General features: G+C 63.6%; 30 protein-coding genes. 20 read left to right on the top strand and 10 right to left on the bottom strand.

Annotation, left to right across the window (positions count from 1 at the left end):
* Positions 1–6 precede the first annotated feature (6 nt).
* From ABIB06_RS05875 to ABIB06_RS05855, 5 genes are all read right to left on the bottom strand, one after another.
* Positions 7–1,482: a type II and III secretion system protein family protein gene (locus tag ABIB06_RS05875; protein WP_247344340.1), complete on the bottom strand. Its 1,476-nt coding sequence runs from the start codon at positions 1,480–1,482 to the stop codon at positions 7–9.
* An 11-nt stretch (positions 1,483–1,493) separates the two neighbouring features.
* Positions 1,494–2,291, bottom strand: a complete 798-nt coding sequence (gene cpaB, locus ABIB06_RS05870) for a Flp pilus assembly protein CpaB (protein ID WP_247446287.1) — start codon at positions 2,289–2,291, stop codon at positions 1,494–1,496.
* Positions 2,292–2,418: 127 nt separating this feature from the next.
* The gene (locus ABIB06_RS05865; RefSeq protein WP_354044648.1) at positions 2,419–2,943 is read right to left on the bottom strand and encodes an A24 family peptidase; all 525 of its coding nucleotides are present in this window, start codon (positions 2,941–2,943) and stop codon (positions 2,419–2,421) included.
* A gap of 123 nt (positions 2,944–3,066) precedes the next feature.
* A complete protein-coding gene (locus ABIB06_RS05860; RefSeq protein WP_354044651.1) occupies positions 3,067–3,213 on the bottom strand; it encodes a hypothetical protein in 147 nt (48 codons plus the stop codon).
* Between the two features lie 68 nt (positions 3,214–3,281).
* Positions 3,282–3,446: a Flp family type IVb pilin gene (locus ABIB06_RS05855; RefSeq protein ID WP_011084259.1), complete on the bottom strand. Its 165-nt coding sequence runs from the start codon at positions 3,444–3,446 to the stop codon at positions 3,282–3,284.
* Between the two features lie 260 nt (positions 3,447–3,706).
* Here ABIB06_RS05855 and ABIB06_RS05850 point away from each other — a divergent pair, with 260 nt between their 5' ends.
* From ABIB06_RS05850 to ABIB06_RS05835, 4 genes are all read left to right on the top strand, one after another.
* A complete protein-coding gene (locus ABIB06_RS05850) occupies positions 3,707–4,534 on the top strand; it encodes a sterol desaturase family protein (RefSeq protein ID WP_354044656.1) in 828 nt (275 codons plus the stop codon).
* Between the two features lie 154 nt (positions 4,535–4,688).
* Complete coding sequence (locus ABIB06_RS05845) at positions 4,689–5,186, top strand: pilus assembly protein N-terminal domain-containing protein (RefSeq protein ID WP_247343830.1); 498 nt, start codon at positions 4,689–4,691, stop codon at positions 5,184–5,186.
* 218 nt (positions 5,187–5,404) lie between these two features.
* Positions 5,405–5,977 carry a TadE/TadG family type IV pilus assembly protein gene (locus ABIB06_RS05840; RefSeq protein ID WP_247343827.1) on the top strand — a complete coding sequence of 191 codons (573 nt, stop codon included), beginning with the start codon at positions 5,405–5,407 and terminating at the stop codon, positions 5,975–5,977.
* A gap of 23 nt (positions 5,978–6,000) precedes the next feature.
* Positions 6,001–6,618, top strand: coding sequence for a TadE/TadG family type IV pilus assembly protein (locus ABIB06_RS05835; protein WP_354044662.1), 618 nt, complete (start codon positions 6,001–6,003; stop codon positions 6,616–6,618).
* Positions 6,619–6,694: 76 nt separating this feature from the next.
* Here ABIB06_RS05835 and ABIB06_RS05830 read toward each other — a convergent pair whose 3' ends face one another.
* The 3 genes from ABIB06_RS05830 to ABIB06_RS05820 form a co-directional block, all read right to left on the bottom strand.
* Positions 6,695–6,907, bottom strand: coding sequence for a cold-shock protein (locus ABIB06_RS05830; protein ID WP_247320093.1), 213 nt, complete (start codon positions 6,905–6,907; stop codon positions 6,695–6,697).
* A 266-nt stretch (positions 6,908–7,173) separates the two neighbouring features.
* Positions 7,174–7,461, bottom strand: a complete 288-nt coding sequence (gene infA / locus ABIB06_RS05825) for a translation initiation factor IF-1 (protein ID WP_007599789.1) — start codon at positions 7,459–7,461, stop codon at positions 7,174–7,176.
* Between the two features lie 23 nt (positions 7,462–7,484).
* The gene (locus ABIB06_RS05820) at positions 7,485–8,996 is read right to left on the bottom strand and encodes a DEAD/DEAH box helicase (RefSeq protein WP_354044668.1); all 1,512 of its coding nucleotides are present in this window, start codon (positions 8,994–8,996) and stop codon (positions 7,485–7,487) included.
* 505 nt (positions 8,997–9,501) lie between these two features.
* Here ABIB06_RS05820 and urtA point away from each other — a divergent pair.
* The 16 genes from urtA (at position 9,502) to ABIB06_RS05740 (ending at position 23,700) form a co-directional block, all read left to right on the top strand.
* The gene (urtA, locus tag ABIB06_RS05815) at positions 9,502–10,824 is read left to right on the top strand and encodes an urea ABC transporter substrate-binding protein (RefSeq protein ID WP_354044672.1); all 1,323 of its coding nucleotides are present in this window, start codon (positions 9,502–9,504) and stop codon (positions 10,822–10,824) included.
* An 82-nt stretch (positions 10,825–10,906) separates the two neighbouring features.
* Positions 10,907–12,514 (top strand): urea ABC transporter permease subunit UrtB, encoded by a 1,608-nt coding sequence (urtB, locus tag ABIB06_RS05810; RefSeq protein ID WP_354044675.1) that lies wholly within the window; start codon positions 10,907–10,909, stop codon positions 12,512–12,514.
* Positions 12,511–13,680: an urea ABC transporter permease subunit UrtC gene (gene urtC, locus ABIB06_RS05805; protein ID WP_247446295.1), complete on the top strand. Its 1,170-nt coding sequence runs from the start codon at positions 12,511–12,513 to the stop codon at positions 13,678–13,680. The genes urtB and urtC overlap by 4 nt, the downstream gene beginning before the upstream one ends.
* 4 nt (positions 13,681–13,684) lie before the next feature.
* Positions 13,685–14,446, top strand: a complete 762-nt coding sequence (gene urtD / locus ABIB06_RS05800) for an urea ABC transporter ATP-binding protein UrtD (RefSeq protein ID WP_247343809.1) — start codon at positions 13,685–13,687, stop codon at positions 14,444–14,446.
* Positions 14,447–14,449: 3 nt separating this feature from the next.
* A complete protein-coding gene (gene urtE / locus ABIB06_RS05795) occupies positions 14,450–15,145 on the top strand; it encodes an urea ABC transporter ATP-binding subunit UrtE (protein WP_354044682.1) in 696 nt (231 codons plus the stop codon).
* A gap of 36 nt (positions 15,146–15,181) precedes the next feature.
* Positions 15,182–16,012, top strand: coding sequence for an urease accessory protein UreD (locus ABIB06_RS05790; protein ID WP_354044684.1), 831 nt, complete (start codon positions 15,182–15,184; stop codon positions 16,010–16,012).
* 37 nt (positions 16,013–16,049) lie between these two features.
* The gene (locus ABIB06_RS05785; RefSeq protein ID WP_247446297.1) at positions 16,050–16,352 is read left to right on the top strand and encodes an urease subunit gamma; all 303 of its coding nucleotides are present in this window, start codon (positions 16,050–16,052) and stop codon (positions 16,350–16,352) included.
* Between the two features lie 10 nt (positions 16,353–16,362).
* Positions 16,363–16,668 carry an urease subunit beta gene (locus ABIB06_RS05780; RefSeq protein WP_354044689.1) on the top strand — a complete coding sequence of 102 codons (306 nt, stop codon included), beginning with the start codon at positions 16,363–16,365 and terminating at the stop codon, positions 16,666–16,668.
* A gap of 57 nt (positions 16,669–16,725) precedes the next feature.
* Entirely contained in the window at positions 16,726–17,265 is a 540-nt protein-coding gene (locus ABIB06_RS05775; protein WP_354044692.1) for an HD domain-containing protein, read from the top strand.
* A 37-nt stretch (positions 17,266–17,302) separates the two neighbouring features.
* Positions 17,303–19,018, top strand: coding sequence for an urease subunit alpha (gene ureC, locus ABIB06_RS05770; protein WP_354044695.1), 1,716 nt, complete (start codon positions 17,303–17,305; stop codon positions 19,016–19,018).
* Between the two features lie 129 nt (positions 19,019–19,147).
* Positions 19,148–19,447 (top strand): putative quinol monooxygenase, encoded by a 300-nt coding sequence (locus ABIB06_RS05765; RefSeq protein WP_247343788.1) that lies wholly within the window; start codon positions 19,148–19,150, stop codon positions 19,445–19,447.
* Positions 19,448–19,471: 24 nt separating this feature from the next.
* Positions 19,472–19,771 (top strand): putative quinol monooxygenase, encoded by a 300-nt coding sequence (locus ABIB06_RS05760; protein WP_247343784.1) that lies wholly within the window; start codon positions 19,472–19,474, stop codon positions 19,769–19,771.
* Positions 19,772–19,782: 11 nt separating this feature from the next.
* Entirely contained in the window at positions 19,783–20,358 is a 576-nt protein-coding gene (locus tag ABIB06_RS05755) for an urease accessory protein UreE (RefSeq protein ID WP_354044703.1), read from the top strand.
* Positions 20,339–21,067, top strand: coding sequence for an urease accessory protein UreF (locus ABIB06_RS05750; RefSeq protein ID WP_354045073.1), 729 nt, complete (start codon positions 20,339–20,341; stop codon positions 21,065–21,067). The genes ABIB06_RS05755 and ABIB06_RS05750 overlap by 20 nt, the downstream gene beginning before the upstream one ends.
* A gap of 51 nt (positions 21,068–21,118) precedes the next feature.
* Positions 21,119–21,742, top strand: a complete 624-nt coding sequence (ureG, locus tag ABIB06_RS05745; RefSeq protein ID WP_247343779.1) for an urease accessory protein UreG — start codon at positions 21,119–21,121, stop codon at positions 21,740–21,742.
* A gap of 299 nt (positions 21,743–22,041) precedes the next feature.
* Entirely contained in the window at positions 22,042–23,700 is a 1,659-nt protein-coding gene (locus tag ABIB06_RS05740; protein ID WP_354044708.1) for a CHASE domain-containing protein, read from the top strand.
* A gap of 7 nt (positions 23,701–23,707) precedes the next feature.
* Here the strand turns inward: ABIB06_RS05740 and ABIB06_RS05735 are convergent, their stop codons facing one another.
* Together ABIB06_RS05735 and ABIB06_RS05730 are read right to left on the bottom strand one after the other, a co-directional pair.
* Entirely contained in the window at positions 23,708–24,316 is a 609-nt protein-coding gene (locus ABIB06_RS05735; protein ID WP_354045075.1) for a TetR/AcrR family transcriptional regulator, read from the bottom strand.
* Positions 24,317–24,404: 88 nt separating this feature from the next.
* Positions 24,405–25,547 (bottom strand): OpgC domain-containing protein, encoded by a 1,143-nt coding sequence (locus ABIB06_RS05730; protein WP_354044712.1) that lies wholly within the window; start codon positions 25,545–25,547, stop codon positions 24,405–24,407.
* Positions 25,548–25,714: the final 167 nt, after the last annotated feature.

Genomic DNA, 25,714 nt, shown 5'->3' with positions numbered 1-25,714 from the left:
TCCGCCTCAGTCGGTGATGAAGCCGTAGGTGCCGCGGTAGCTTTTGGCCGGTTCGGTCCGGCCGGGCACACCGTAGATGCGGTTGATGTTGCCGAGCAGCTCGGCCTGCGGATCCGCAGGCGCGGAGAAGCCATCATCCGGCCGCGACAGGTCCTTTTGCGCAACGGCGCGAACGATATAGGGCGTCACGATCACGACCAGCTCGGTCGCGTTGTTGACGAAGTCGCGGCTGCGGAACAGCGTGCCGAGGATCGGAAGCTGCATCAGGCCCGGCAGTCCGCTGACCGCCTGCTTGGTCTGCTGCTGGATCAGGCCGGCCATCGCCATCGCGCCGCCGGAGGGAATTTCCAGCGAGGTCTCGGCGCGGCGGGTCTTGATCGAGGGCACCGTCAGCGAGTTGACCGACGTCGAGGTCACGGCCTGGGACAGCGTGATCGCATTTTCGTTTGAGAGCTCAGAGACCTCGGTCATCACCCGCAGGCTGATCTTGCCCTCGCTGAGAACGACCGGGGTGAAGTTGAGCGAGATGCCGAACTTCTTGAAGCTGATCTGGGTGGTACAGACATGCGTGGTTGGGTCGCACGCATAGCCCGCAGGCACCGGGAATTCACCGCCGGCGATGAAAGTTGCCGATTCACCGGAGATCGCGGTCAGGTTCGGTTCGGCCAGCGTCCGGATCACGCCCGCGGTTTCCATCGCACGCAGGGTGGCCTGCACCGACGGGGTCGCGCCGAACTTGGTGGTCAGGTTGTTGCCGTCGACGAGGTTGTGGCCGAGCGCCGTGAACGGATTGGCGTTGGTGAAGCTGACGACCGAGGTGCCGTAGTTGAGGTTGGCCGTGAGGTCGATGCCGAGCTGCTTGACAATGCTGCGCGCGACTTCCGCGACCGTCACCTTCAACATGACCTGGTCGCGGCCGCGGACCACGATCGAGTTCACGACCTTCTCAGGGCCGCCCGCGAGGCGCGAGGCGAGATCGTTGGCCTGCTGGGCTTCGGCCGGGTTCGCCGCCGAGCCGGTCAGGATGATGCCGTCACCTAGCCCGTCGATCTGGATGTCTGAATTGGGCAGGACCTGCTTCAGCGCGGCGCGCACGCCGTTGAGGTCGCGCTTGACCGCGATGTCATAGGCCGCGATCTGCTGGCCGGCGGAATCGAAGAACACGATGTTGGTCTGGCCGATCGCGGCGCCGATGATGTAGGCGCGTTGCGCCGAGCGAACGACCGCATTGGCGATCTTGGGATCAGCGACCAGCACGTCCTTGATGTCGCGCGGCAGGTCGATCACGATCGACTTGCCGATGCCCAGCGAGAGGAAGCGCGCGTTCATCTGACCGTCGGCCGCGGCCTGCGCCGCAGGGCGATAGTCGGCAGCGACCGCGGGGGTCAGCACCGGGTTGAGCGCGAGCGCAACGGCAGCCGAAAACGACAGGGCGCGGACCATTGAGGTTCGCATCGTCGTCAAATCTGCCCTGCATTCCATATCGACAGTCCTCATCGTGCCTTCGCCGTCGAGCTTGGGATGCCATAGCGAATGATGGAAACGCCGTCGCGCTTCTGCGCGGATTCATCGAGCGTGATCTCACTCATCTTGACGTCGACGATGCTGCGCAGCGCCAGCGACAGCGTGCCGCTCTGGCGCGCGGCGGAGAGTGTCGCAGTCTGCGCGGGGTTGAGCTCGAGGGTGACGGTCTTGCCGACCACCGCGTTCTGACCGTCCTTCTCCTTGGGTGCCTGGTCGATGGCCAGGACGCGGACATTGGCCAGGATGATCTCGGACGTGACGACATCGGGCGCGCCGTTGTTCTGGTCCGGGTTCTTGAGACGGCGAGTCAGAAGCACGTCGACACGATCGTTGGGCAGGATGAAGCCGCCTGCGCCGGTCTCCGGCGAGATCTCGGTCGAGATTGCGCGCATGCCGGTGGGCAGGATTGCCGCCATGAAGCCGGAGCCTTCGGCCTTGACCAGCTTCTGGTCGCGCATCGGCTCACCCTGGATGAAGGGAGCGCGTGCGATCGAGCCGGTGACCTGGGTTACCGCCTCAGGGCGCTCATTGCGGCGGATAAAAGTGGCGCTGGCGGTCGCGGTCGGCCAGGTCTGCCACTGCACATCTTCCGGTTTGACGGTCTGGCCGAGGCCGATGTCGTTCTTGGCCACCAGGACGTCGACCGTCGGAAGCTGCGCGACCGGAGCCGGAGGCGGCGCAGAATTGTCCGTGCCGCTCGCCAAGTACGCGGCGACACCGCCGGCGCAAATGGCAACCGTCAGGACGACAATGCGTGCCCTATTCATACGCTTCACTTTCCACCAAACGCCGCGACGCTGCCGTCGCTGTAATCGGCAGTTGACCAGCTATTCGTCAAAGCATGGTTAATGAGGCGTATCTAAATCGCCTTGACGCCGGGTTTACCCGATGCGTTCAGCGCAATGCGAGGTGAGCGAGGTCGATTGCCTTCACCCATTCGGTCTCCGGGTAGATCACCAGCGCGCCGAGCGTGAGCGCGATGCCGTAAGGGATGCCGCTTTCCTTGTCGTGCAGCCGTGCCAGCCAGGCCTGGCCCGCCAGCCCGTAGGGCAATGGCCATTGGCGGAACTGGAGCAGGAGCAACGTCAGCGCTCCGCCGAACAGCGAAGCGTAGAGCAGAAAATCCATCAATTGCGCGAAGCCGAACCAGAGCGCGACCGACGCGGCGAGCTTGGCGTCGCCGCCGCCCATCCAGCCCATTGCAAAACAGGTGAAGGCCACGACCAGGAGAAGCGCGCCGGCGCCGACATGGTTCATTATCTCGTAAGGTGCCATGCCGCCGGCGAGAGCGAGCGCGAAAAAGCCGGCGACCAGCGCCAGCGACACGCGGTTCGAGATCGTCATCGTGAAGAGATCGCTCGCGGCGGCAAACGCCATCAGGGCAGGGAAGAGCAGAAGGCGCGCAAGGTCGAGGATCATGGCTGCGTCTTGAGGCCTGGGGTTTTGGCGCGGAGCTGGCGTCGCCGGAGGCTAGCCGGCAGTGCTAAACAAACCGACAACGACGGCCGCGCTCCCGAAGGGTGCAACCCGCCGAACGCGTGCTCACCAGAGACTGGCGATGCGCGCGGCGAGCGCGGTCGTCGCAAGCAGCAGCGCAAGGCAGATCCAATAGGCCGGCGAGCCGGTCTGCGGCGTCTCCGCCTCGTTCGCCGCGACCGCGGCATCGGTTCTGTACTTGCGCAACGCCACTGGAACTCACCGTCTTAGAAAACAAAGGCCCCGGAGGTCCGGGGCATTTGCCGTCGTTCGTCGGTCGCTTACTTCAGCGAGGTGCTGATCGAGGTGAACTTGGTGTTCAGCGTGCTGCCGAGATTGTTGACGACGGTGATGATGGCCAGCGCGATGCCGGCGGCGATCAGGCCGTATTCGATGGCGGTGGCGCCGGATTCATCCTTCGCGAAACGCGCAATCAGGTTCTTCATGAACATAACTCCATCTGGGGTGGGATCGCCTCGTTCGGCGTTGTGCTTGACTCGTTGACCATGAGATCCGAGCTCTTTCGGTAGAGTTAATTCGATCGGGCAAACCCGCTTCCCGCTGGCCAGAGTGAATTTCACCTTAAGGCGGCAGCTGCAATTCGTCCCGGAAGCGGATGTGCAGCAAGCGCAGTGCCGGCTTCACCGTCCCTTAAATTTAGGAGAGTACGCGTAGGCGGGACCAGCAATTCGCAAGAGAGACGACGATGTCGAGCCTGCCCATGCAAGTCGCCCTGATGCTCGGCGAGACCATCGCGAAAGTGGTCCCCACGACCTTCGCGCTGGCGGTGGTCTTCACCGTGCTCGAGTATTTCTGGGCCTGCAATCCCGGCGTGCCGTGGTGGCGCAAGCGGGAGATCGTTACGGATATCTGCTACTGGTTCTTCGTTCCGGTGTTCGCACGCGTCATGCGGATCGGACTTCTGATCGTCGGCGCCAGCTTCGTCTTCAACATCCACGATGCCGACGAGCTCATCGCCTTTTACGACAATGGCCACGGCCCGCTGTCGCTATTGCCGCTCTGGGTCCAGGCCGTGCTGTTCCTGGTCCTGTCCGATTTCATGCTGTACTGGCTGCACCGGTTGTTCCACGGCGGCGGGTTCTGGAAGTACCACGCGATCCATCACTCCTCGGAGGAGATAAGCTGGATTTCGGCGGCCCGCTTCCATCCCGTCAATCTCATGCTCGGCACGATCGGGGTCGACGTCGTGCTGCTGATGGCCGGCATTTCCCCGAACGTCATGATCTGGGTCGCCCCGTTCACGACCTTCCATTCGGCCTTCGTGCACGCCAACCTGAACTGGACCTTCGGGCCGTTCAAATATCTGCTGGCGACGCCGGTGTTCCACCGCTGGCATCACACCTCGCTCGAAGAGGGCGGCGACACCAATTTTGCCGGCACGTTCCCGATCTGGGACGTGCTGTTCGGCACCTTCCGCATGCCCGCGGGGGAACTGCCGCAGGATTACGGCAAGGACGAAGCCACCATGCCGAAGGAGATCGGAGGGCAGCTTGCCTATCCGTTCCGCCACTAGGGTCCTCGAGGGCCGCAAAACGCCAGTCCGTTCAAACAATAGTCGGCGAATTTGCGGAACGTTCACGAATTGAGGGCAGGTTAGCCGCGTCGGGCACCGGCTCCGCTGCTATCTGATCGCTTCTGCCGGTTTGTGACGTCCCGGGGGTAAGAGTATGCGTAAACAACTGCTGCGCCGTCATGCGCGCGTCTGTCTTCTGGTTGCGGCCGCGGTGCTGGCATCGCCGGCTGCTGGACTTGCCGAGCCGACCGCCGATACGATCGCCGTCAATGTCGACCAGGCCAAGCTGGTGCGGCTGCCCGGCAAGGTGGCGACCATCGTGGTCGGCAATCCCATGATCGCCGACGTCACGCTCCAGCCCGGCGGCATGATCGTCGTGACCGGAAAGGGCTATGGCGCCACCAATTTCATCGCGCTCGACCGGGGCGGCGAGATCCTGGTCGACCGCCAGATCCAGGTCGAAGGTCCGAGCGACCGGCTCGTCACCGTCTATCGCGGGATCGAGCGCGAGTCCTACAGCTGCGCGCCGCTTTGCCAGCGTCGCGTGACGCTCGGCGACAGCGACGTCTACTTCAACAACACGATGAGCCAGGCCGGTTCGTTGAGCAGCACGGCCAGCGGCAGTGCCGGTGCGGGCGCCAAGACAAACTAGCAAGACGAACTAGCAAGACCGATTGGCGGGTGTGCCCGGGCAGGATCGTCGTGCCCGGGACGCACGCGCGTGCGGGTGTTCCTCTCTCCGAGCCTCGGGTCGTTCGCGGTTAACGCACCTTTAACGGCCCGGGCCGCCGAGTGCGGATCGCCTGAACACTTAAACAATCAGTTTCCGCTACTGAATGGGGCAGATGATCGCCGCTGCTGGGGAATTTGATGCCATCGCCCGCGCCTAAGAGGTTCACGCTCCTCGCCGCATTACGCCGGTTTCGCGGCAGCCGCCGTGGCTCGGCAGCCGTCGAGTTCGCGCTCGTCGCGCCGGTTTTCTTCGCGCTGCTGTTCGCCATCATCGAGTCGGCGCTGATGTTCTTCGCGAGCCAGGTGCTCGAGACCGTCGCGCAGAATTCCGCGCGCGTGTTGCTGACCGGTCAGGCGCAATCCGGTTCAGTGACGGCCTGCGCGGTATCCGGCGTGAGCACACCCTGCTCGCAAACGACGTTCAAGACTTACGTTTGTAACCAGATCCCGGCGCTGTTCGATTGCGCCAAGCTCTACGTCGACGTCGTGAGCACGAACAGCTTCGGATCGCTGAGCCTCACCAGCTATGGCGATTCCTGCAGCTTCAACCCAACCGGTGTGCAGTACGGTGCCGGGACCGCCGGCCAGGTCGTCGTGGTGCGGCTGTTCTATCAGTGGCCGCTCTTCGTCACCGGGCTCGGCTTCAACATGGGCTGCAGCAACAAGCGGCTGCTGGTGGCGACAGCGGCCTTCAAGAATGAACCCTTCTGAGACAGATGGATCCGAGCGGACCGATGCAGATGATTGCGAATATCTGGAGAAAAGCCCGTAGCTGCGTGGGGGACTTCGTCGCCGACGGGCGCGCGGTTGCGGCGACTGAATTCGCGGTCATCGTGCCGCTGATGCTGGCGATGTTCTTCGGCACCGTCGAATTTTCATCGGCCGTGGCCATCAAAAGCAAAGTCACGATGATTGCACGGACTCTGTCCGATTTGACGTCGCAGTCAACGACGCTCGCCGATAGCAACATGCAGGACACGTTCACGGCAAGCATATCGGTGATCATGCCTTACGACGCTACGCTCGTGAAGGGCGCGATCTCGCAGATCCATATCGATAAGAACAGCATTGCCACGGTTGACTGGAGCACGGGCGGCACCATTGCGAGCGGTGCAACCCAGGCGACGCTGACGGTCTCGGCCCACAAGAAAGGCGACATTGTCACGTCGATGATCCCCCCGACGCTCTTGGTCCCGTCGACCTACCTCATTCTCAGCGAGGTGAGCTACCTTTACACACCTTCGGTGGGCTACGTGTTGAAGTCGGGCGTAACGCTGGCCGATGTCTCCTACACGCGGCCGCGCCAGGTCACCTGCGTTCCTTACAACGGTGTACCGTCGTCCTGCCTGTAATGAAAAAAAGGCCGGGCGTTGCGCCCGGCCTTTCCTTTACTTGTTCGCTTGAGCCGATCGGGCCCTAAGCGCTAGCTCAGCCGGCGGAGCGGAGGTTGTCCGCTGCCGACTTGCCGGAACGGCGGTCGGCCACGATCTCGTAGGAGATCTTCTGGCCTTCGTTCAGCGTGCCGAGGCCAGCGCGCTCGACGGCGCTGATGTGGACGAACACGTCCTGGCCGCCGTCGTCGGGCTGGATGAAGCCGAAGCCCTTGGTCGCGTTAAACCACTTCACGGTTCCCATGCTCATGGGGGTAGTCCCTTCTCAGATAACACAATGTAAGAGCCCGCTTGCGCGGACAGGTTAGATCGAATTTTGGAAGGGTCGTCAGCGTGTCTGAACCGGCTGTACCGGTGGATGCCAATGTCGTCCGGCCGAAAATCGATGAGCTGTTTTTACTGGAAACAAGGCCGCATAACAATCCTGCATGCACGTTTTTTTGATCCGCCGTGACGGTCACGGCGGATCAGCATACAGGTCGAGATTTTGGGTCCGCGCTCGCGCGCTGACCCCTGTTAGCGGCGGCGGAACTGGCCACCGCGCTGCCCGGGACGCGGAGGTCCGCCCATGCCGCTCGGGCGTTCGTCCTTGTGGCGGAAAATCAGCCGGCCCTTTTCGAGGTCATAGGGCGACATCTCCACCGTCACGCGGTCGCCCGCCAGCGTCTTGATGCGGTTTTTCTTCATCTTGCCGGCGGTGTAGGCGACGATCTCGTGTCCGGCGTCGAGTTGCACGCGGTAGCGTGCGTCGGGGAGGATTTCGGTGACCAGTCCTTCGAACTGGATCAGCTCTTCCTTAGCCATGAATTTCTCCAGGTCGTGGACGGCTAGTGCGAATGGGGTTTGCGGCTCGGTTGGCCGTTCGGCCGACTCTCGCGCCGCAAAAAGGCAACGCCTTGTATCCCATCAGACGCCCCGGCGCTATGCGCGGAACGCTGTTCAGGACGGCCGTTTGGCGAAGAATGCGCCTTGCCGCCGGAGCGGCCGTGACGAGATGGCTTCGAAGCCTTCGGGCCGCTGCCGGGCCGTCCGTCGCCCTGCTTGCCGGCACTGTGGTGGCGACCGTCAGCATGCCTTTCGTCGGCACGCCGCCCCTCGCCATGCCGTGCGCTTTGCGGACGCTGGCCTGGGCGGCTGGGCCGGCCCTGACGCTGCTGGGACGGGGGAGGACCCGCATCGCGGCGGCCCGCGTCGGTGCGGTGGTCTTCGCGCGGCAGCGTCACTTTGATCAACCGCTCGATGTCGCGGAGATAGGCGAGTTCCTCGCCGCCTGCGACCAGCGAGATCGCGGTGCCCTCCGCGCCGGCGCGCGCGGTGCGGCCGATGCGATGCACGTAGGTCTCGGGCACGTTGGGGAGGTCGAAATTGATGACGTGGGTGATGCCGTCGACGTCGATGCCGCGAGCGGCGATATCGGTGGCGACCAGCGTGCGGATTTCACCGGTGCGAAACTGGGCGAGCGTCCGTTCGCGATGGTTCTGCGACTTGTTACCATGGATGGCGCTCGCGGCGATGCCCGCCTTCTCGAGTGTCTTTACGACCTTGTCGGCGCCGTGCTTGGTGCGTGTGAAGACCAGGGCCCGGTTGACCGGCTCGTCCTTCAGCAGCTTGGCCAGTAAGGCGGGCTTGGAAGAGAAGTCGACCTGGATGATGCGCTGCTGGATGCGTTCCACCGTCGAGGAGACCGGGGTGACCGCAACGCGGGCCGGGTCCCGCAGCATGGCGTCCGCCAGCTCGGCGATGTCCTTCGGCATGGTGGCCGAGAAGAACAGCGTCTGCCGCTTGATCGGCAGCTTGGCGACGATTTTGCGGATGTCGTTGATGAAGCCCATGTCGAGCATGCGGTCGGCCTCGTCGAGCACGAGGAATTCGACGCTGCCGAGCTTCAGTCCGTTGCTCTGCACGAGGTCGAGCAAGCGGCCGGGAGTGGCGACCAGCACCTCGACGCCCTGCATCAGCGAGCGGACCTGACGGCCCATCGGCACGCCGCCGATGGCAAGCGTCGAAGACAGGCGGATGTGGCGGCCATAGGCGTTGAAGCTGTCGAGGATCTGGCCGGACAGCTCGCGGGTGGGCGAGAGCACCAGGACGCGGGTCGTCTTCGGCTGCGGCTTGATGCGGTTCTCGAGCAGGCGGTGCAGGATCGGCAGCGCGAAGGCCGCGGTCTTGCCGGTTCCCGTCTGGGCGATGCCGACCACGTCGCGGCCAGTCAGCGCGGTCGGGATCGTCTGGGCCTGGATGGGGGTGGGGGTGACGTAGTTCTCTTCGGTGAGGGCACGTGCGATGGGTTCGGCGAGGCCGAAATCCTGAAAGGAAGTCAAAAGAGGGGTTCTTTCCATGTCGAAAGCAGGCGCCCGGCGCAGTTAGCGGGGCACGCGCAATAGGGGTGTCAAATGGGACACCTGCGTGTTTGGGGTGTCGGATGGCTTGGTGAGATGGGGCAAGCCAGACGCCCGAAAGGGCTTAAGAACACGCGGCTCGCAACGGCCTCTTGATTCGCAAGACGCCTCGGCCACCATATGGAACATTGAGGGGGCGCTTTCAAGGCACGTGGGCCACAAATGGCCGATTGCGGTGCAGAAATAGTTATGCCGGAAATTTAGCCAGAGTGCGCAGCCTGCTCAGAAAGTAACCTGCCTGCCGCTTTCGCATACATTTGAATTGCCTAAAATTTGGGCTGGCGGATAGTGGCGATACTTCGTTTTCAGGCAAGTTTACAAACAAAAACAACGACTTGATCGGTGTCCAATCCATGGCACGGTTCTTGCGAATCCGTTAATCGCAGGCGGCCGTGGGGCCGTTTCGCAGCGTTTTTCACGTCTGCGTCAGGGAGATGAGACACTCATGCATAGCAAATCCACTCACGATATAGCGGCGTCATTTAGCCGCCGTGGCGTTCTCGCCGCGACCGCCGGACTGATGCTCGGTCTGGCTTCCATTTCCAGTGCGAAGGCCGCTGACGACACCATCAAGGTCGGCGTGCTTCACTCCCTCTCCGGCACCATGGCCATCAGCGAAACCACGCTGAAGGATACCATCCTCTTCCTGATCGACGAGCAGAACAAGAAGGGCGGCGTGAACGGCAAGAAGCTCGAAGCCGTCGTCGTCGATCCCGCTTCGAACTGGCCGCTGTTCGCCGAGAAGGCGCGCGAGCTGATCACCAAGGACAAGGTTGCGGTCGTGTTCGGCTGCTGGACCTCGGTGTCACGCAAGTCGGTGCTCCCGGTGTTCAAGGAGCTGAACAGCATCCTGCTCTACCCCGTCCAGTACGAGGGCGAGGAGAGCGAGCGCAACGTGTTCTACACCGGTGCTGCGCCGAACCAGCAGGCGATCCCCGCCGTCGACTATCTGATGAAGGACGAGAAGGTGAAGCGCTGGGTGCTCGCGGGCACCGACTATGTCTATCCGCGCACCACCAACAAGATCCTGGAAGCCTATCTGAAGTCCAAGGGTGTCGCCCAGGAAGACATCATGATCAACTACACGCCGTTCGGTCATTCCGACTGGCAGACGATCGTGGCTGACATCAAGAAGTTCGGCTCGGCCGGCAAGAAGACCGCGGTGGTGTCGACCATCAACGGCGACGCCAACGTTCCGTTCTACAAGGAGCTCGGCAACCAGGGCATCAAGGCAAAGGACATCCCGGTCGTCGCGTTCTCGGTGGGTGAGGAAGAACTCGCCGGCATCGACACCAAGCCGCTGCTCGGCCATCTCGCCGCCTGGAACTACTTCCAGTCCATCAAGTCGCCGGAGAACGAGAAGTTCATCAAGGCGTGGCAGACCTACACCAAGAATCCGAAGCGCGTGACCAACGATCCGATGGAGGCTCACGTCATTGGTTTCGACATGTGGGTCAAGGCGGTCGAGAAAGTGAAGTCAACCGATCCGGACAAGGTGATCGATGCGCTCCCGGGCATCGAAGCTAAGAACCTGACCGGCGGCACCTCCAAGATGCTTCCGAACCATCACATCACCAAGCCGGTGTTCATTGGCGAAATCAAAGCCAACGGCCAGTTCGACGTGGTGTGGAAAACCCCGGGTCTTGTCGCGGGCGATGCCTGGTCGAAGGAGCTCGACGGCTCCAAGGACCTGGTCGGCGACTGGGTCGGCAAGAAGTGCGGCAACTTCAACACCAAGACCAACAAGTGCCTCGGTTCGGGCTCCTGATCCGGATCTGACGCTCCATTGCACGATCGGAGAAGGCGGCGATCCCGCCGCCTTCTCCACCATTCTGCCGGGGTCTTTCACAGTGCCAGCCAATTTGTCCGCCCGTTTCTGTTCGCTCCTGCTCTCGTTGTTCCTGATCGCGTTCGCGCTGCCGGCCTTCGCCGGTCCGTTCGAGGATGCGGTCGCCAAATTCGCCAACGATGATTTTTCCGACACGGATGAAGCGATCGGCGTCGTCGCGAGCAGCGGCAACAAGCTGGCCTTTCCCATCATCAGCGCGCTCCAGGACGGCCGCCTCATGGCCGATCCTGATAGCAAGAAGGTTTACGTCACCGGCGCCGACGGCAAGTCGATCGACGCGGCGACCGGTGAATCCGTCGCCAGCGTTCCCGACAGCGCGAGCGCAGTGCGTCTCAACAACCGCCTGCGCCGCAGCGTCGACGCTGCGATCGGCACCCTGACGCTGCAGTCGCCGGATGCCGGAACGCGGCTCCAGGCTGCGCAATCCGTGTTCAAGTCGCACGACGAAACCGCGCTCGAGGCGGTCGATGGTGCGCTCGCCAAGGAAACTAACAAATCCGTCAAGGCTGCGCTCGGCGACGCCCGCGCCGGCATCCTGCTGTTCAAGCCTGATGCCGCCGAGGTCGAGAAGCTCGAAGCGGTCGCCACCCTCAAGGCGCGCGGCGACCAGGAGGCGCTGGCGCTGCTCACCGGCATGGGCGACCAGCCGGCCTCGGTGACCAAGGCCGCCGCGAGCGCGATCGGCTCGATCCAGAGCTCGCTGGCGGTCTGGTCCACCGTGCAGAATGCTTGGTACGGCCTCTCGCTCGGCTCGGTGCTGCTGCTCGCCGCGATCGGGCTCGCCATCACCTTCGGCGTGATGGGCGTCATCAACATGGCTCATGGCGAGATGGTGATGATCGGCGCCTACGTCACCTTCGTGGTGCAGGACGTGATCCGCACCCGCTATCCCGGCCTGTTCGACTATTCGCTGCTGATCGCCGTGCCGCTCGCCTTCGTCGTCGCCGGCGCCCTCGGCGTGCTGATCGAGCGCAGCATCATCCGCTTCCTCTATGGCCGTCCGCTGGAGACGCTGCTGGCGACCTGGGGCCTGTCGCTGGTGCTCCAGCAAGCGGTGCGCACCATGTTCGGTCCGACCAACCGCGAGGTCGGCAACCCCTCCTGGATGAGCGGTGCGTTCGAGCTCGGCCAGATCACCATCACCTATAACCGGCTCTGGATCCTAGTCTTCACGCTTGCGGTGTTCGTCATTCTGCTCGCGATGCTGCGCTACACGGCGCTCGGGCTCGAGATGCGCGCGGTGACGCAGAACCGCCGCATGGCGGCTTCGATGGGCATCGCCACCTCACGCGTCGACGCGCTGACCTTCGGTCTCGGCTCGGGCATCGCCGGCATCGCCGGCGTGGCGCTGTCGCAGATCGACAACGTCAGTCCCAATCTCGGCCAGAGCTACATCATCGACAGCTTCATGGTCGTGGTGTTCGGCGGTGTCGGCAATCTCTGGGGCACGCTGGTCGGCGCCTTCACGCTCGGCATCGCCAATAAGTTCCTGGAGCCGGTCGCCGGCGCCGTGCTCGGCAAGATCGCGATCCTCGTTCTCATCATCCTGTTCATTCAAAAGCGGCCGCGCGGCCTGTTCGCGCTCAAGGGCCGTGCGGTGGAAGCATGACCCCTCACATGCTGACGCGGTCGCTGGACCGCGGCGCGACGATCTTCCTTGCCGTCGTCGCGGCCTGCGGCATCCTCATCCCGCTCTCCAACCTGCTGCTGCCCGCGGGTTCGTTCCTGCAGGTGCCGACCTATCTCGTCGCGCTCTGGGGCAAATATGTCTGCTACGCAATTCTCGCACTCTCGATCGACCTGATCTGGGGTTATTGCGGCATCCTCTCGCTCGGTCACGGCGCCTTCTTCTCGCTCGGTGGCTATGCGATGGGCATGTACCTCATGCGCCAGATCGGCAGCCGCGGCGTCTATGGCAACCCGATCCTGCCGGACTTCATGGTGTTCCTGAACTATTCGAACCTGCCCTGGTACTGGCAAGGCTTCGACATGTTCTGGTTCGCAGCCCTGATGGTGCTGGTCGTGCCGGGACTGCTCGCCTTCTGTTTCGGCTGGCTCGCCTTCCGCTCGCGCGTCACCGGCGTGTATCTGTCGATCATCACGCAAGCCATGACCTACGCGCTGCTGCTCGCGTTCTTCCGCAACGATTTCGGCTTCGGCGGCAACAACGGTCTGACCGACTTCAAGGACATTCTGGGCTTCAACGTCCAGGCGGAAGGAACCCGCGCGGCGCTGTTCGCGCTGAGCTGCCTGGCGCTGATCGCGAGCTTCCTGATCTGCCGCTCCGTCGTGTCCTCCAAGCTCGGCAAGGTGCTGATCGCAATCCGCGACGCGGAATCGCGTAGCCGGTTTCTCGGCTACCGGGTCGAATCCTACAAGCTGTTCGTGTTCACGTTGTCGGCCTGCATGGCCGGCGTTGCTGGTGCGCTCTACGTGCCGCAGGTCGGCATCATCAACCCGTCCGAATTCGCGCCGGGCAATTCGATCGAGGCGGTGATCTGGGTCGCGGTCGGCGGCCGCGGCACGCTGGTCGGCGCGGCGCTCGGCGCCGTCGTCGTCAACTACGCCAAGACGGTCTTCACCTCGGGCATGCTCGCGCCCTACTGGCTCTTCATGCTGGGCGCGATGTTCATCCTGGTGACGCTGCTGCTGCCGAAGGGCATCGTCGGCACCTTCAATGCATGGTGGGACTCGTCGAAGGAAAAGCGCGCCGCTGCGACGACGGCGAGCGCCGCGGCCGAAGACGGCATCACCGAACCCAGGATGGCGGAGTAGCGCGATGAACGTCATGGACACCCGCGCCACTTCCGCAATGCTCTATCTCGACGGGGTGCACGTCTCTTTCGACGGCTTCCACGCCATCAATAACCTGTCGCTGACGCTCGAGCCCGGCGAGATGCGGGCGATCATCGGCCCGAACGGCGCCGGCAAGACCACGATGATGGACATCATCACCGGCAAGACCAAGCCCGACGAAGGCACGGTGCTGTTCGACGGGGTCACCGACCTGACGCGCCTGGACGAGACCCGCATCGCCGAACTCGGCATCGGCCGCAAATTCCAGAAGCCGACCGTGTTCGAGAGCCAGACCGTGCAGGACAACCTGCTGCTGGCGCTCAATGTCGACCACAGCGTCAAGGGCACGCTGTTCTGGCGTGGCAGCAAGGACGAGTCCGAGCGCATCGACAGGGTGCTGGAGACGATCCGCCTCACCGATGCCCGCAATCGTCTCGCCGGCAGCCTCAGCCACGGCCAGAAGCAGTGGCTCGAGATCGGCATGCTGCTCGCGCAGGATCCGAAGCTGCTGCTGGTCGACGAGCCGGTCGCCGGCATGACCGACGTCGAGACGCATCTCACCGCCGAACTGCTCAAGGAAATCAACAAGACCCACACAGTGATGGTGGTCGAGCACGATATGACGTTCGTGCGCGAGCTCGGCGTCAAGGTCACCTGCCTTCACGAGGGTACCGTGCTCGCCGAAGGCACCATCGACCAGGTCTCGGCCAACGAGCGGGTCATCGAAGTTTATCTGGGACGCTGAACGATGCTCGAGGTCAAGGATATCAACCTGTTCTACGGCGCGGCGCAGGCCCTGCGCGGTGTGTCGATCGCGGCCGAGCCCGGCAAGGTGACCTGCGTGCTCGGACGCAACGGCGTCGGCAAGACCTCGCTCTTGCGCGCCATGGTCGGCCAGTATCCGATCTCATCGGGCGCGATCGTGCTCGACGGCAGCGACATCACGGCCCTGAAGCCCTATGAGCGCGCGCGCAAAGGCATCGGCTTCGTGCCGCAGGGCCGCGAGATATTTCCGCTTCTGACGGTCGAGGAAAATCTCAAGACCGGCTTCGGCCCGCTCAGGCGCGAGGACAGGCACATTCCGGACGACGTGTACTCGCTATTCCCGGTGCTGCAATCCATGCTCGGCCGGCGCGGTGGCGATCTCTCCGGCGGCCAGCAGCAACAGCTCGCGATCGGCCGCGCACTGGTGATGCGGCCAAAGCTGCTGCTGCTCGACGAGCCGACCGAAGGCATCCAGCCCTCGATCATCAAGAACATCGGCCGCGCCATCTCGTACCTGCGCAACCTCGGCAACATCGCCATCGTGCTGGTCGAACAATACCTCGACTTTGCCTGCGAACTCGGCGACAGTTTTGCGGTGATGGATCGCGGCGCGGTGAAGTTCACCTGCGACCGCTCCAATCTCGACCCGGCCGAAATCAGCCGCCAGATGGCGCTGTAATCCCAAAATTTCTGCCGCGGCCGGCTGGGGAGACGGATGCGCAGCGACGTTTTAACGACATCTTCGGTGTTTGAAGCCAACCGCGCCCGTGGCGTAGTGCGCTTCGACGTCCACGCGCGCGACGGCGTGACGCGGCGAGGGATCTTGCATGAATCCGGCTCCCTGCGCGTCCGCTTTCCCTCTCCGGAAGGCGAGGGCCTCTCCGGCGTGTTCGTCAACACGGCCGGCGGCGTTGCCGGCGGGGACAATTTTGATATCGATATTGCCGCGGGCGAGGGTTCGCGCCTGACCTTGACCACGGCGGCGGCCGAGAAGGTCTATCGTGCCCCCGGAGCGGCGGCGCAGCTCAATATCGCCTTGAAGGTCGCCACGGGTGCGCATATCGGATGGCTGCCGCAAGAGACGATTCTGTTCGATCGCGCCCGCGTCCATCGTAGCTTCGACATCGCTCTCGATGAGACGGCCTCGCTCCTGCTTTGCGAGATCGTCGTGTTCGGCCGCACCGCCATGGGCGAGCGGGTGGAGCAGGGCGAATTCGTCGACCGTTGGCGGCTCTCCCGCGGCGGCAAGCTCGTGTTCGCGGAAACCGTCAGGCTCGACGGCAATATCGGCGCAAAACTCGCGCGATCCGCGATGGCCAAAAGCGGCGCGGCGATCGGCACGGCGCTGATCGTGCCCGGCGACGAGGCATTGATCGAGCGCATCCGGGAAGCGTCGGACTCATTCTCCGGCGAGGTCGGAATGTCCGCCTGGAATGGCTTTGCAATGGCGCGGTTCTGTGCCCAAGATGCGGCGCGCCTGCGTGCCGACATGATGGCCGTGCTGGCGCGCAGCGGTGCGGCGCTGCCGAGGCTCTGGCTGAACTGACCAGCTGAATTGATGCGTTGAACGGAAGAGATTTCGCATGAACCTGTCTCCCCGCGAAAAGGACAAGCTTCTGGTCTCGATGGCGGCCATCGTGGCCCGCCGCCGGCTGGATCGCGGCGTCAAGCTCAACCATCCCGAATCGATCGCGATCATTTCCGATTTCATCCTCGAAGGCGCGCGCGACGGGCGCACCGTCGCCGAGCTGATGCAATCCGGCGCGCAGGTCCTCACCCGTGAACAGGTGATGCCCGGCATCCCCGAGATGATCCACGACATCCAGGTCGAGGCGACGTTTCCGGATGGCACCAAGCTCGTCACCGTGCACGAGCCGATCAGGTAGGAGCGAGAGCATGATCCCCGGCGAACTCTTCATCAAGGACGGCGAGATCGAGCTCAATGCTGGCCGCAAGACCGTGACGCTGACGGTTGCCAATACCGGCGACCGCCCGATCCAGGTCGGCTCGCACTACCATTTCTTCGAGACCAACCCGGCACTGAAGTTCGACCGCAAGAAGGCCCGCGGCATGCGCCTTGACATCGCCGCCGGCACCGCCGTCCGGTTCGAGCCGGGCCAGACCCGCGACGTCCAACTCGTCGCGGTGGCCGGCAAGAAGACCATCTACGGCTTCCGCGGCGACGTGATGGGGAAGCTGTGAGCTCCACAGGAACGAGCGCGGCACGGCACGGTTGAGACGAAAACGGAGGTCTTTGCCATGCTGTCACCCGTCCGCCTCGTCTCCGAAGCCGCCGAGCTCGCCGCGCGCCGCCACAACGGGATGGCGCGCAAGGGCCGCGGTCATGAGCCTTACATCAACCACCTCGCCGAGGTCGCGAACCTGCTTGCGACCGCGACCGATGGCACCGACGCCGAACTCGTTGCGGCCGGCTGGCTGCATGATGCGATCGAGGACACCGACACCACGCGCGAGGAGCTCGCGCAAAAATTCTCCGACCGTGTCGCGTCACTCGTCGTCGAGTGCACCGACGACATGAGCCTGCCGAAGGCCGAACGACGGCGTCGGCAGGTGATCGAAGCACAGAAAAAGTCGGCCGGTGCCAGGCTGATCAAGATCGCCGACAAGATCAGCAACATCGGCGCGCGCATTCATTCCGATCCAGCCGCCGAAGAGCGTGACGACCTCACCGACTACGTCGGCTGGTCCGAGCAGGTGGTCGCGGGCTGCCGCGGCGACAACGCCTGGCTCGATACGACATTCGACGACATGGTGCTCACAGCGAGGGCCTCGCTGTGAGCACCAATCCGAAATTCAAACGCAAACGGGGCTTGTGATGTCCGTCAAAATAAAGCGTTCCGTCTATGCCGACATGTTCGGTCCGACCACCGGCGACAGGGTGCGGCTGGCCGACACCGACCTCATCATCGAGGTCGAGAAGGATTTCACCACCTACGGCGAGGAGGTGAAATTCGGCGGCGGCAAGGTGATCCGCGACGGCATGGGGCAATCACAGGTCACCAACAAGCAGGGCGCGGCTGACACCGTCATCACCAATGCGCTGATCGTCGATCACTGGGGAATCGTGAAAGCCGACGTCGCGATCAGGGACGGCATGATCGCCGGTATTGGCAAGGCCGGCAATCCCGACATCCAGCCGGGGGTCACCATCGTCATCGGTCCCGGCACCGACGTGATCGCGGGCGAGGGCAAGATCCTCACCGCCGGCGGATTCGACAGTCACATCCATTTCATCTGTCCGCAGCAGATCGAGCACGCGCTGATGTCTGGCGTGACCTCGATGCTCGGCGGCGGCACCGGCCCCTCGCACGGCACGTTCGCCACCACCTGCACGCCGGGGCCGTGGCACATGGGGCGGATGATCCAGTCGTTCGACGCCTTTCCGGTCAATCTCGGCATCTCCGGCAAGGGTAACGCCTCGCGGCCTGCCGCGCTGGTCGAGATGATCAAGGCCGGCGCCTGTGCGCTGAAGCTGCACGAAGATTGGGGCACGACGCCGGCTGCCATCGACAATTGCCTATCGGTGGCCGACGATTACGACATCCAGGTGATGATCCACACCGACACGCTGAACGAATCCGGCTTCGTCGAGGATACCATCAAGGCCTTCAAAGGTCGCACCATCCACGCCTTCCACACCGAGGGCGCCGGCGGCGGTCACGCCCCTGATATCATCAAGGTTGCCGGCTTGAAGAACGTGCTGCCGTCCTCGACCAATCCGACGCGCCCCTTCACGCGCAACACCATCGACGAGCATCTGGATATGCTGATGGTGTGTCACCATCTCGATCCCTCGATCGCGGAAGATCTGGCCTTCGCCGAGAGCCGTATCCGCAAGGAGACGATCGCCGCCGAAGACATCCTGCACGATCTCGGCGCGCTCTCGATGATGTCCTCGGACTCCCAGGCCATGGGCCGCCTTGGCGAAGTCATCATCCGCACCTGGCAGACAGCCGACAAGATGAAGAAGCAGCGCGGCTCGCTGCCGCAGGACAAGGGCAAGGACAACGACAATTTTCGCGTCAAGCGCTATATCGCCAAATACACCATCAATCCCGCGATCGCCCATGGCGTCTCGAAGCTGATTGGCTCGGTGGAGAAGGGCAAGCTCGCCGATCTCGTGCTGTGGTCGCCGGCCTTCTTCGGCGTCAAGCCGGACTGCATCGTCAAGGGCGGCATGATCGTCGCAGCGCCCATGGGCGATCCCAACGCCTCGATCCCGACGCCGCAGCCGGTGCACTACCAGCCGATGTTCGGTGCCTTCGGCAAGGCGCGGACCGCGTCCTCCGTGGTGTTCACCTCGAAGGCCGCGATCACCGGCGGCCTCGCGCGAAAACTCGGAATCGACAAGAAGCTCTATGCGGTCCAGAACACCCGCGGAAAAATCTCGAAGAAGAGCATGATCCACAACGACGCCACGCCCAATATCGAGGTCGATCCGGAGACCTATGAGGTGCGCGCCGACGGCGAGCTTCTCACTTGCGCGCCGGCCGAAGTGCTGCCGATGGCGCAGCGATATTTCATGTACTGAAATAGCGCCTCGACACATGCCCCCGGCGCGCCCCCGGGGGAGCGGATTTACGGTGTTGCGTTCGATCCCGCCTGGTCTAATGTCCCGCCCGGTATCTTGAACCCAAAAGAAAAGCCGGGAGGATTTCTCGTGATCTACGTCGTTGCCACCCTGACCATCAAGCCCGAAACGCGCGCCGAATTCATTGCAGCTGCCACTGCCTGCATCAAGGAGACCCGGAAAGAGCCCGGCAATATCGCCTATGATTTGCACGAGAGTGTCACCGATCCCGCCAAGATGGTGTTCGTCGAACAGTGGGAGAATGCCGAGGCGCTGGTGCCGCATCGCGGCCAGGAGCACATGAAGACGTTCGGCCGCGTCGCGGTGAAGTGCTTCACGGCACCGCCGAAGATCGAAGTGATCACGCCCGAGAAGGTCGACATACGCTAACAAGAACAACAGGGAATAACCCTCATGATCTATGTCATCGCCACCACGCCCATGAAGCCGGAAAACAAGGACGACTTCATCAAGGGGCACAAGGCCTGCACCGTCGAGACGCTCAAGGAGAAGGGCTGCCTCTCCTACGACGGTAGTGTCAGTGTCAATAACCCCAATCAATACGTGGTGGTCGAACGCTGGGAGACCCGCGACGATCTCACGGCGCATGCCAAGGCGCCGCACATGAAGGTGTGGCGCGAATATTCCGCGCAGATGAAGACGGCGCCGACGGTGATCGAGATCATCAGCGACGGCAAGGTCGAGAAGCTCTGAGGTAGCAGCGCATGATCCGGGCGACGCAGGTCAAGGGACAACACCGCTTCACAGAAGCGCCAGCGGATACAGTCGTGCTCGATTTCGACGATCGGCACCGCCGCCGCATGGCGATGATGGGGACGCGGGGGCTCGCCTTCCTGCTCGACCTGGAGAATGCCGTTGCGCTGCGCGGCGGCGATGCGCTGGTGCTGGAGGACGGTCGGCTGGTCGAGGTGGTCGCCGCGCCCGAGCCGCTGCTGGAGATCCGCGGCCAGGATCCGCACCACCTCATCCGCGTCGGCTGGCATCTCGGCAATCGCCATCTGCCGACGCAGATCATGGCCAAGGGGCTGCGCATTCGCCGCGACCACGTCATCGAAGCCATGGTGAAGGGCCTCGGTGCGCGCGTGATCGAGATCGAGGCGCCGTTCGATCCCGAAGGCGGCGCCTATGCCGATGCCGGTCACGCACGTGGACACGACAACCACGCGCATGACCATGTTGCGCATGACCATGGTCACAGCCACGATCATCATCACCACGACGAGCATTGCGATCACCCCGATCATCACCACGGCCACAAGCATGCTCACGACCACAAATGAGCCGGTCGGCGCCGGCGATCTCGCGGAGCGCGAGGCGGCGGCGCTGTACCGGCTGATGACCTGGCTGTCGCCGGCGTTTCCCGTCGGCGGCTTTTCCTACTCCAGCGGCATCGAATGGGCGGTCGAAGCCGGAGACATCGCAGACACAGCGACGCTGGCGGACTGGCTCGACGCAATGCTCCGCGACGGCTCGGGCTTCTGCGATGCGACGTTTTTGGTCCACGCCTATCGCGCCACTGAAGCGGACGAGGGCGCCACCTTGAGCGATATCGCCGAGCTCGCCGCGGCCTTTGTGCCGTCGCGCGAGCGACAGCTGGAGACGACGTCGCAGGGCCGCGCCTTCATCGACATCGCCCGCGCCGCTTGGGATGCCGACGGATTGAATGCCATGGTTGGGGCATGCCGAACGCCGCTGGTCTATCCCGTCGCCGTCGGCGTCGTCGCTGCCGTGCATGGCGTGCCGCTGGCGCCGACCTTGCACGGCTTCCTGCATGCGCTGGTCTCGAACTGGATTTCCGCGGCCAGCCGGCTCATCCCGCTCGGCCAGACCGACAGCCAGCGCGTGTTGGTGAAGCTGGAAGCCGCGGTTGCCGCGACGGCCAATCGTGCGCTGAATGCGACGTTGGACGATCTCGGCAGCGCGACGTTTCGCGCCGACCTCGCCAGCCTGCGGCACGAAACGCAATATACGCGGCTGTTCAGATCATGATTGCGGGCCAGTACATTCCGCAATCGCCAGGACGACGATAGGAAAGAAACGATGGCTACGTCTCACGGCCCCTTGCGTGTCGGCATCGGCGGCCCGGTCGGATCGGGCAAGACCGCGCTGATGGACCTGCTCTGCAAGACCATGCGCGAGCGCTACGACATCGCCGCGATCACCAACGACATCTACACCAAATGGGATGCGGAATTCCTCGTGCGCTCGGGCTCGCTGACGCCGGATCGCATTGCAGGGGTCGAGACCGGCGGCTGCCCGCATACCGCGATCCGAGAGGATGCCTCGATGAATCTCGCCGCGGTGGCGGACATGCGCGCCAAGTTTCCCGGGCTCGATCTCGTGCTGATCGAATCCGGCGGTGATAATCTCGCTGCCACTTTTTCCCCGGAGCTCGCCGACCTCACCATTTACGTCATCGACGTCGCGGCCGGCGACAAGATCCCGTCCAAGGGCGGCCCCGGCATCACCCGGTCCGACCTCCTTGTCATCAACAAGATCGACCTGGCGCCCCATGTCGGCGCCTCGCTGGAAAAGATGGAGACGGACGCCAGGCGGATGCGCGGCGAGCGTCCGTTCGTCATGACCAACCTGAAGAAGAGCCAGGGGCTCGACCGCATCATCGGCTTTATCGAGGCCAAAGGCGGCTTGAAACGGGACAGCTGACCGACGCGACGACTTAACGCAGGCGTTTCTATCCGTTAACGCCCAGTGGGCGGAGCCATCCGCGGAACCAATTTCGGACAGGGCGATTATCTACCTCCGGTGCCCGGGAGCCGAACCATCCCGGCCGGACCATCGGCCGAGCGGATTATGCTTTTCAGGCGACCCAAGTTGCGTACTGATGCCTCCTCCTTCATTATCTCGGCCACCGGGGTTCACCCTGTTTCGGCACATGGCCGTTCGAGCGGCGTTCATATGTTCCTTGTTTATTGCCGACCTCCCGCTTTCGCCTGAGTAGTCGCGTGGTCCGGCTGGGTTTCATCATCGGCTTCATCGCCCTGCTCGGAGCCTTGCTCTCCGGGCTTGCGGCCTATCGCGTCCACGACCAGGAGCTGGCGCTGGACCGGATCGCGCTGGCGCGCGCGATCGACGTCCATGCGAGCCTGGTCCAGGACCGGCTCACCGAGCGCGAACTGCTTGCGCGGGTTGCCTCCGGCCTGTTCCGGACGCCGTCGGTGCTCAAACCGAACATGCTCGAGCCGCTGCGCTCGGCGATCTACGCCTTCAAGACCGATTTCGTGGTGGCCGGCTGGGTCGCCCGCCTGAAGCCGGACGAGCTTGCCGCAGCGCAGGCCGCCATCGCCAGCGCCGGCTTCCCCAATCCGCAGATCCGCAGCTATGACGACAAGCCGATCGATCCGGCGCGTGTCACTCAGCCGATCGACGTGCTGATGGACCTCGAACCGCGCAGCAATGAGACCAAGGCGCTGCCCGGCCGCAGCTATGACCAGGATCAGGTGCGCAGCGCCATGCTGACACGTGCCAGAGTGGAGAAGAGGTCGGTTGCCTCCGAGCCGGTTCCTCTCCTGCGCGGCGACGGACCGGTCGGCATCATCGTGGCCGCTCCGGTCATCCCCGAGGGCGCCACGGAGCCGGTGGGCTTCATCACATTTTCCTACGAGCTCGCCTCCTTGATGCTGACCAATGACGACATGTCGCTGTTCGCGGTCGCGCTGAAGGATCCGCGCAGGGAGGGTGGCGAGCTTGTCGCCAACGATCAAGGCGTGGTCTCGGCCCGCACGACGGCGGCGGATGGGCCGGCGCCATCGGCGACGCGAACGGTGAGCTTCGGCGGTCGCGACTGGCAGCTCGGCTATTACGCCAAGACCAACTCGGCGCGCCGCGCCGAGCAGACTGCGATCATCGTGGCGGCGATCGGCTTTGCGATCACCGCGATGGTGTGTGGCCTGTTCGGCTATGTCGCCTACAACAATCTGCGGCTCAGCCGGGAAATCCAGGTCAGAATCGGCTTCGAGCGTCGGCTGACGGCCGTCATCGACGAGCTCAACCACCGGGTCAAGAACATCCTGGCGGTGATCCAGTCGATCGTGACGCGCACGCTGCGCCATGGCTCCGACATCGATGTCGCGCGTGAACTCCTGATTGGCCGCATTCACGCCATGTCCAACGTCGTCTCGCTGCTCAGCGAGAGCCAGTGGCAGGGCGTCAAGCTGAAGGGCCTGTTCGAGGCGCGCGCCATCCCGCACGCCGACCGCATCGCCGTCACCGGTCCGGACATCGCAGTCAGCGCGCGCGCGGCGCAGAGCCTGTCGCTGCTGTTCTTCGAACTGGCCTCGCACTCCGACGAGGGCCTGTCGCTGGTCGGCAAGCATCCGCACATCACCGCCAATTGGACGGTGACGAGCGAGGGGACTGGCGAGGTTTTTCATTTCCGCTGGGAGGAGTTCAACACCAGCGAGGCGACGCGCCGCCCCGATTCCGATTTCGGCCTGATCCTGCTCGACCGGGTCGCGCCCGAGGCGCTCGGCGGCGCCGCCAAGCGCTATTTCACCGACGTCTCCTATGTCTACGAGCTGACCGCGCCGATGGACACGGTCGAGGACATGACCGAGCGCGACCGCACTGACAAGCTTTCAGCACCGATCCGGCCGGCGCGGTAATGCGAGGCTAGCTCTTCGGCCGGAGCACGAGGTCAACCAGATTGCGCGCGTAGGCCGGCGTGATCGGCGCAATGCGGAAGACGTAGCGGTAGAACAGGCCGCCATAGATCGCGTCGTAGAGATCCTCCGGCGGTGCTTCCGCCAGAATGCTGCCGTCGTTCTGGCCGGCGGCGATCATCTCGACCAGGGCGTCGCGGCGGAATTGCAGATAACGGGCGTAGAACAGCTCGGCTGAGCCGGTCTTGGAAATGCATTCGGAGATCACGGCGAGCTGGACCTTGCCGAACTCGCCCTGGAGCGCTTCGGCATAGGCCGCGGCGTGGCGGCGTGCGCGCGCGGCGGCACTGCCGGAGCTTGCAGGCGGTAGCGGCAGCATCTGCGCGGCATGCTGGAGGAAGGCGTCGATCAGCAACGCCTCGCGAGACGGCCACCATTTGTAGATCGTCATCTTGGAGACGCTGGAACGCCGCGCGACCGCGTCGATGGTGGTGGCGGCAAGGCCGGTCGTGGCCATCAGCGCATAGGCGCTCTGGAGAATGGCGTTGGTGGTCTCGATCGACCTTGGCCGGCCGCGCCGGGGCGCGCTGTCGGCTCCCTCACCCCCGCCTTTCGCCATCGCCACGCCCGGCCTCCTCGCGCAATCCGCTCCCGCTCCGCATAGCGCAGCCGTGATGGTCGGCCTAGCGGAATCGGAAGGTGCCGGGCTAGGCCTGCTGGCGTAAGGCCGCGGGCAGGTCCTGCCGCTTCGACCAAGCGATGTAATACGCGACCGCGGCCATCGCCGCGAAGCCGGCCAGACTCACGGAGATCTGCATCACCACCAGATTGGCGCCGGTGATCAGGATGAGATGTCCGGCAAAGGACAGGAACACGCCGACGCAGAACACGGCGAGCCATTCCTCGCCGCATCTGATGACCGCCTGGAGCGGCCTCAATTGCAGACCGGGGTGATCGGCCGGGACCAGATGGGTCGCGAGGAAAGCGAGCGCGAGGAAGTGGACCACGCGATAGGGTGCGAGGTTTTCCTTGTCGGTCGGCGTGATATTGTTGAGCACGATATCCGGCAAGTAGACGGCCAGCGTCGGCGAGTGGCGCATCAGCGTGATCGCCATCGCGAATACGAGATAAGCGCCTGCAAGGACGCGCAGCCAGGTCAGGCCGTGCAGGGCGCGGCCCGACGTACCGGTGACGGCGAACCAGCCGCCCAGCACCATCAGCATCTGCCAGCAGAACGGGTTGAAGGTCCACTCCTGGTCCGGATAGACCCGGAAATTCCAATCGAACCAGCGCGCCGCGAAGTACAGGGCGACCGATGCCGCCAGCGTCAGGTTCGGACGCCGCAACAGCCCCCACAGCGCGAACGGAAGAAACGCCATCAGCGGGATCATCAGTTGCAGGAGATCGAGGTTCAGCGGCTCTTCCTGCAGCACCAGTCCGCGTACCAGGATGCGCAGCGGATGCTCGATGATCCCGGAAATGTTGTATTCGTGGATGATCTCTGGCGCCATCGATTGCGAGGCGACATAGGCGATGGTGTCGATGTAGATCACGAACAGAACGACATAAGCGGCGTAGAGCCGCCAAACGCGCTGGAAGATGCGCGTCGCTGCGACGACGTAACCACGCTCCAGCGCCATCTTGCCATGAATGATGGCCATGCCATAGCCCGCCACGAACACGAACAGGTCTGCGGCGCCGCTGAAGCCGAAGTTTCGCAGCGTCAGCAAGTTGACGACATTGTTCGGGATGTGGTCGACGAAGATCGACCAGTTGGCGATGCCGAGCGTCAAATAGAGCCGGGCGTCGTGATTGAATGCGGCGAGGTTCGCCTTGACGGACGGTTTCATCGAAAAAAATAGCTTTTGGAATCAGGGGCGCTGCTTGTAGCGGCAACCTCCTGCCTATCCGAGTAGCGATTGCGTGATGAAGGGGGCATTGGTGCCAAATGGCGCAAAATTGCGCGGCGGCGTCCGTGCCCAATTCCGATAAATGCGCTCGTGAGACTTACGACGAA

Origin of the sequence: Bradyrhizobium sp. LB8.2 (genome assembly GCF_040548035.1) — a bacterium.
Lineage (GTDB): Bacteria > Pseudomonadota > Alphaproteobacteria > Rhizobiales > Xanthobacteraceae > Bradyrhizobium.
This window is presented reverse-complemented; position numbering and strand designations above follow the sequence as displayed.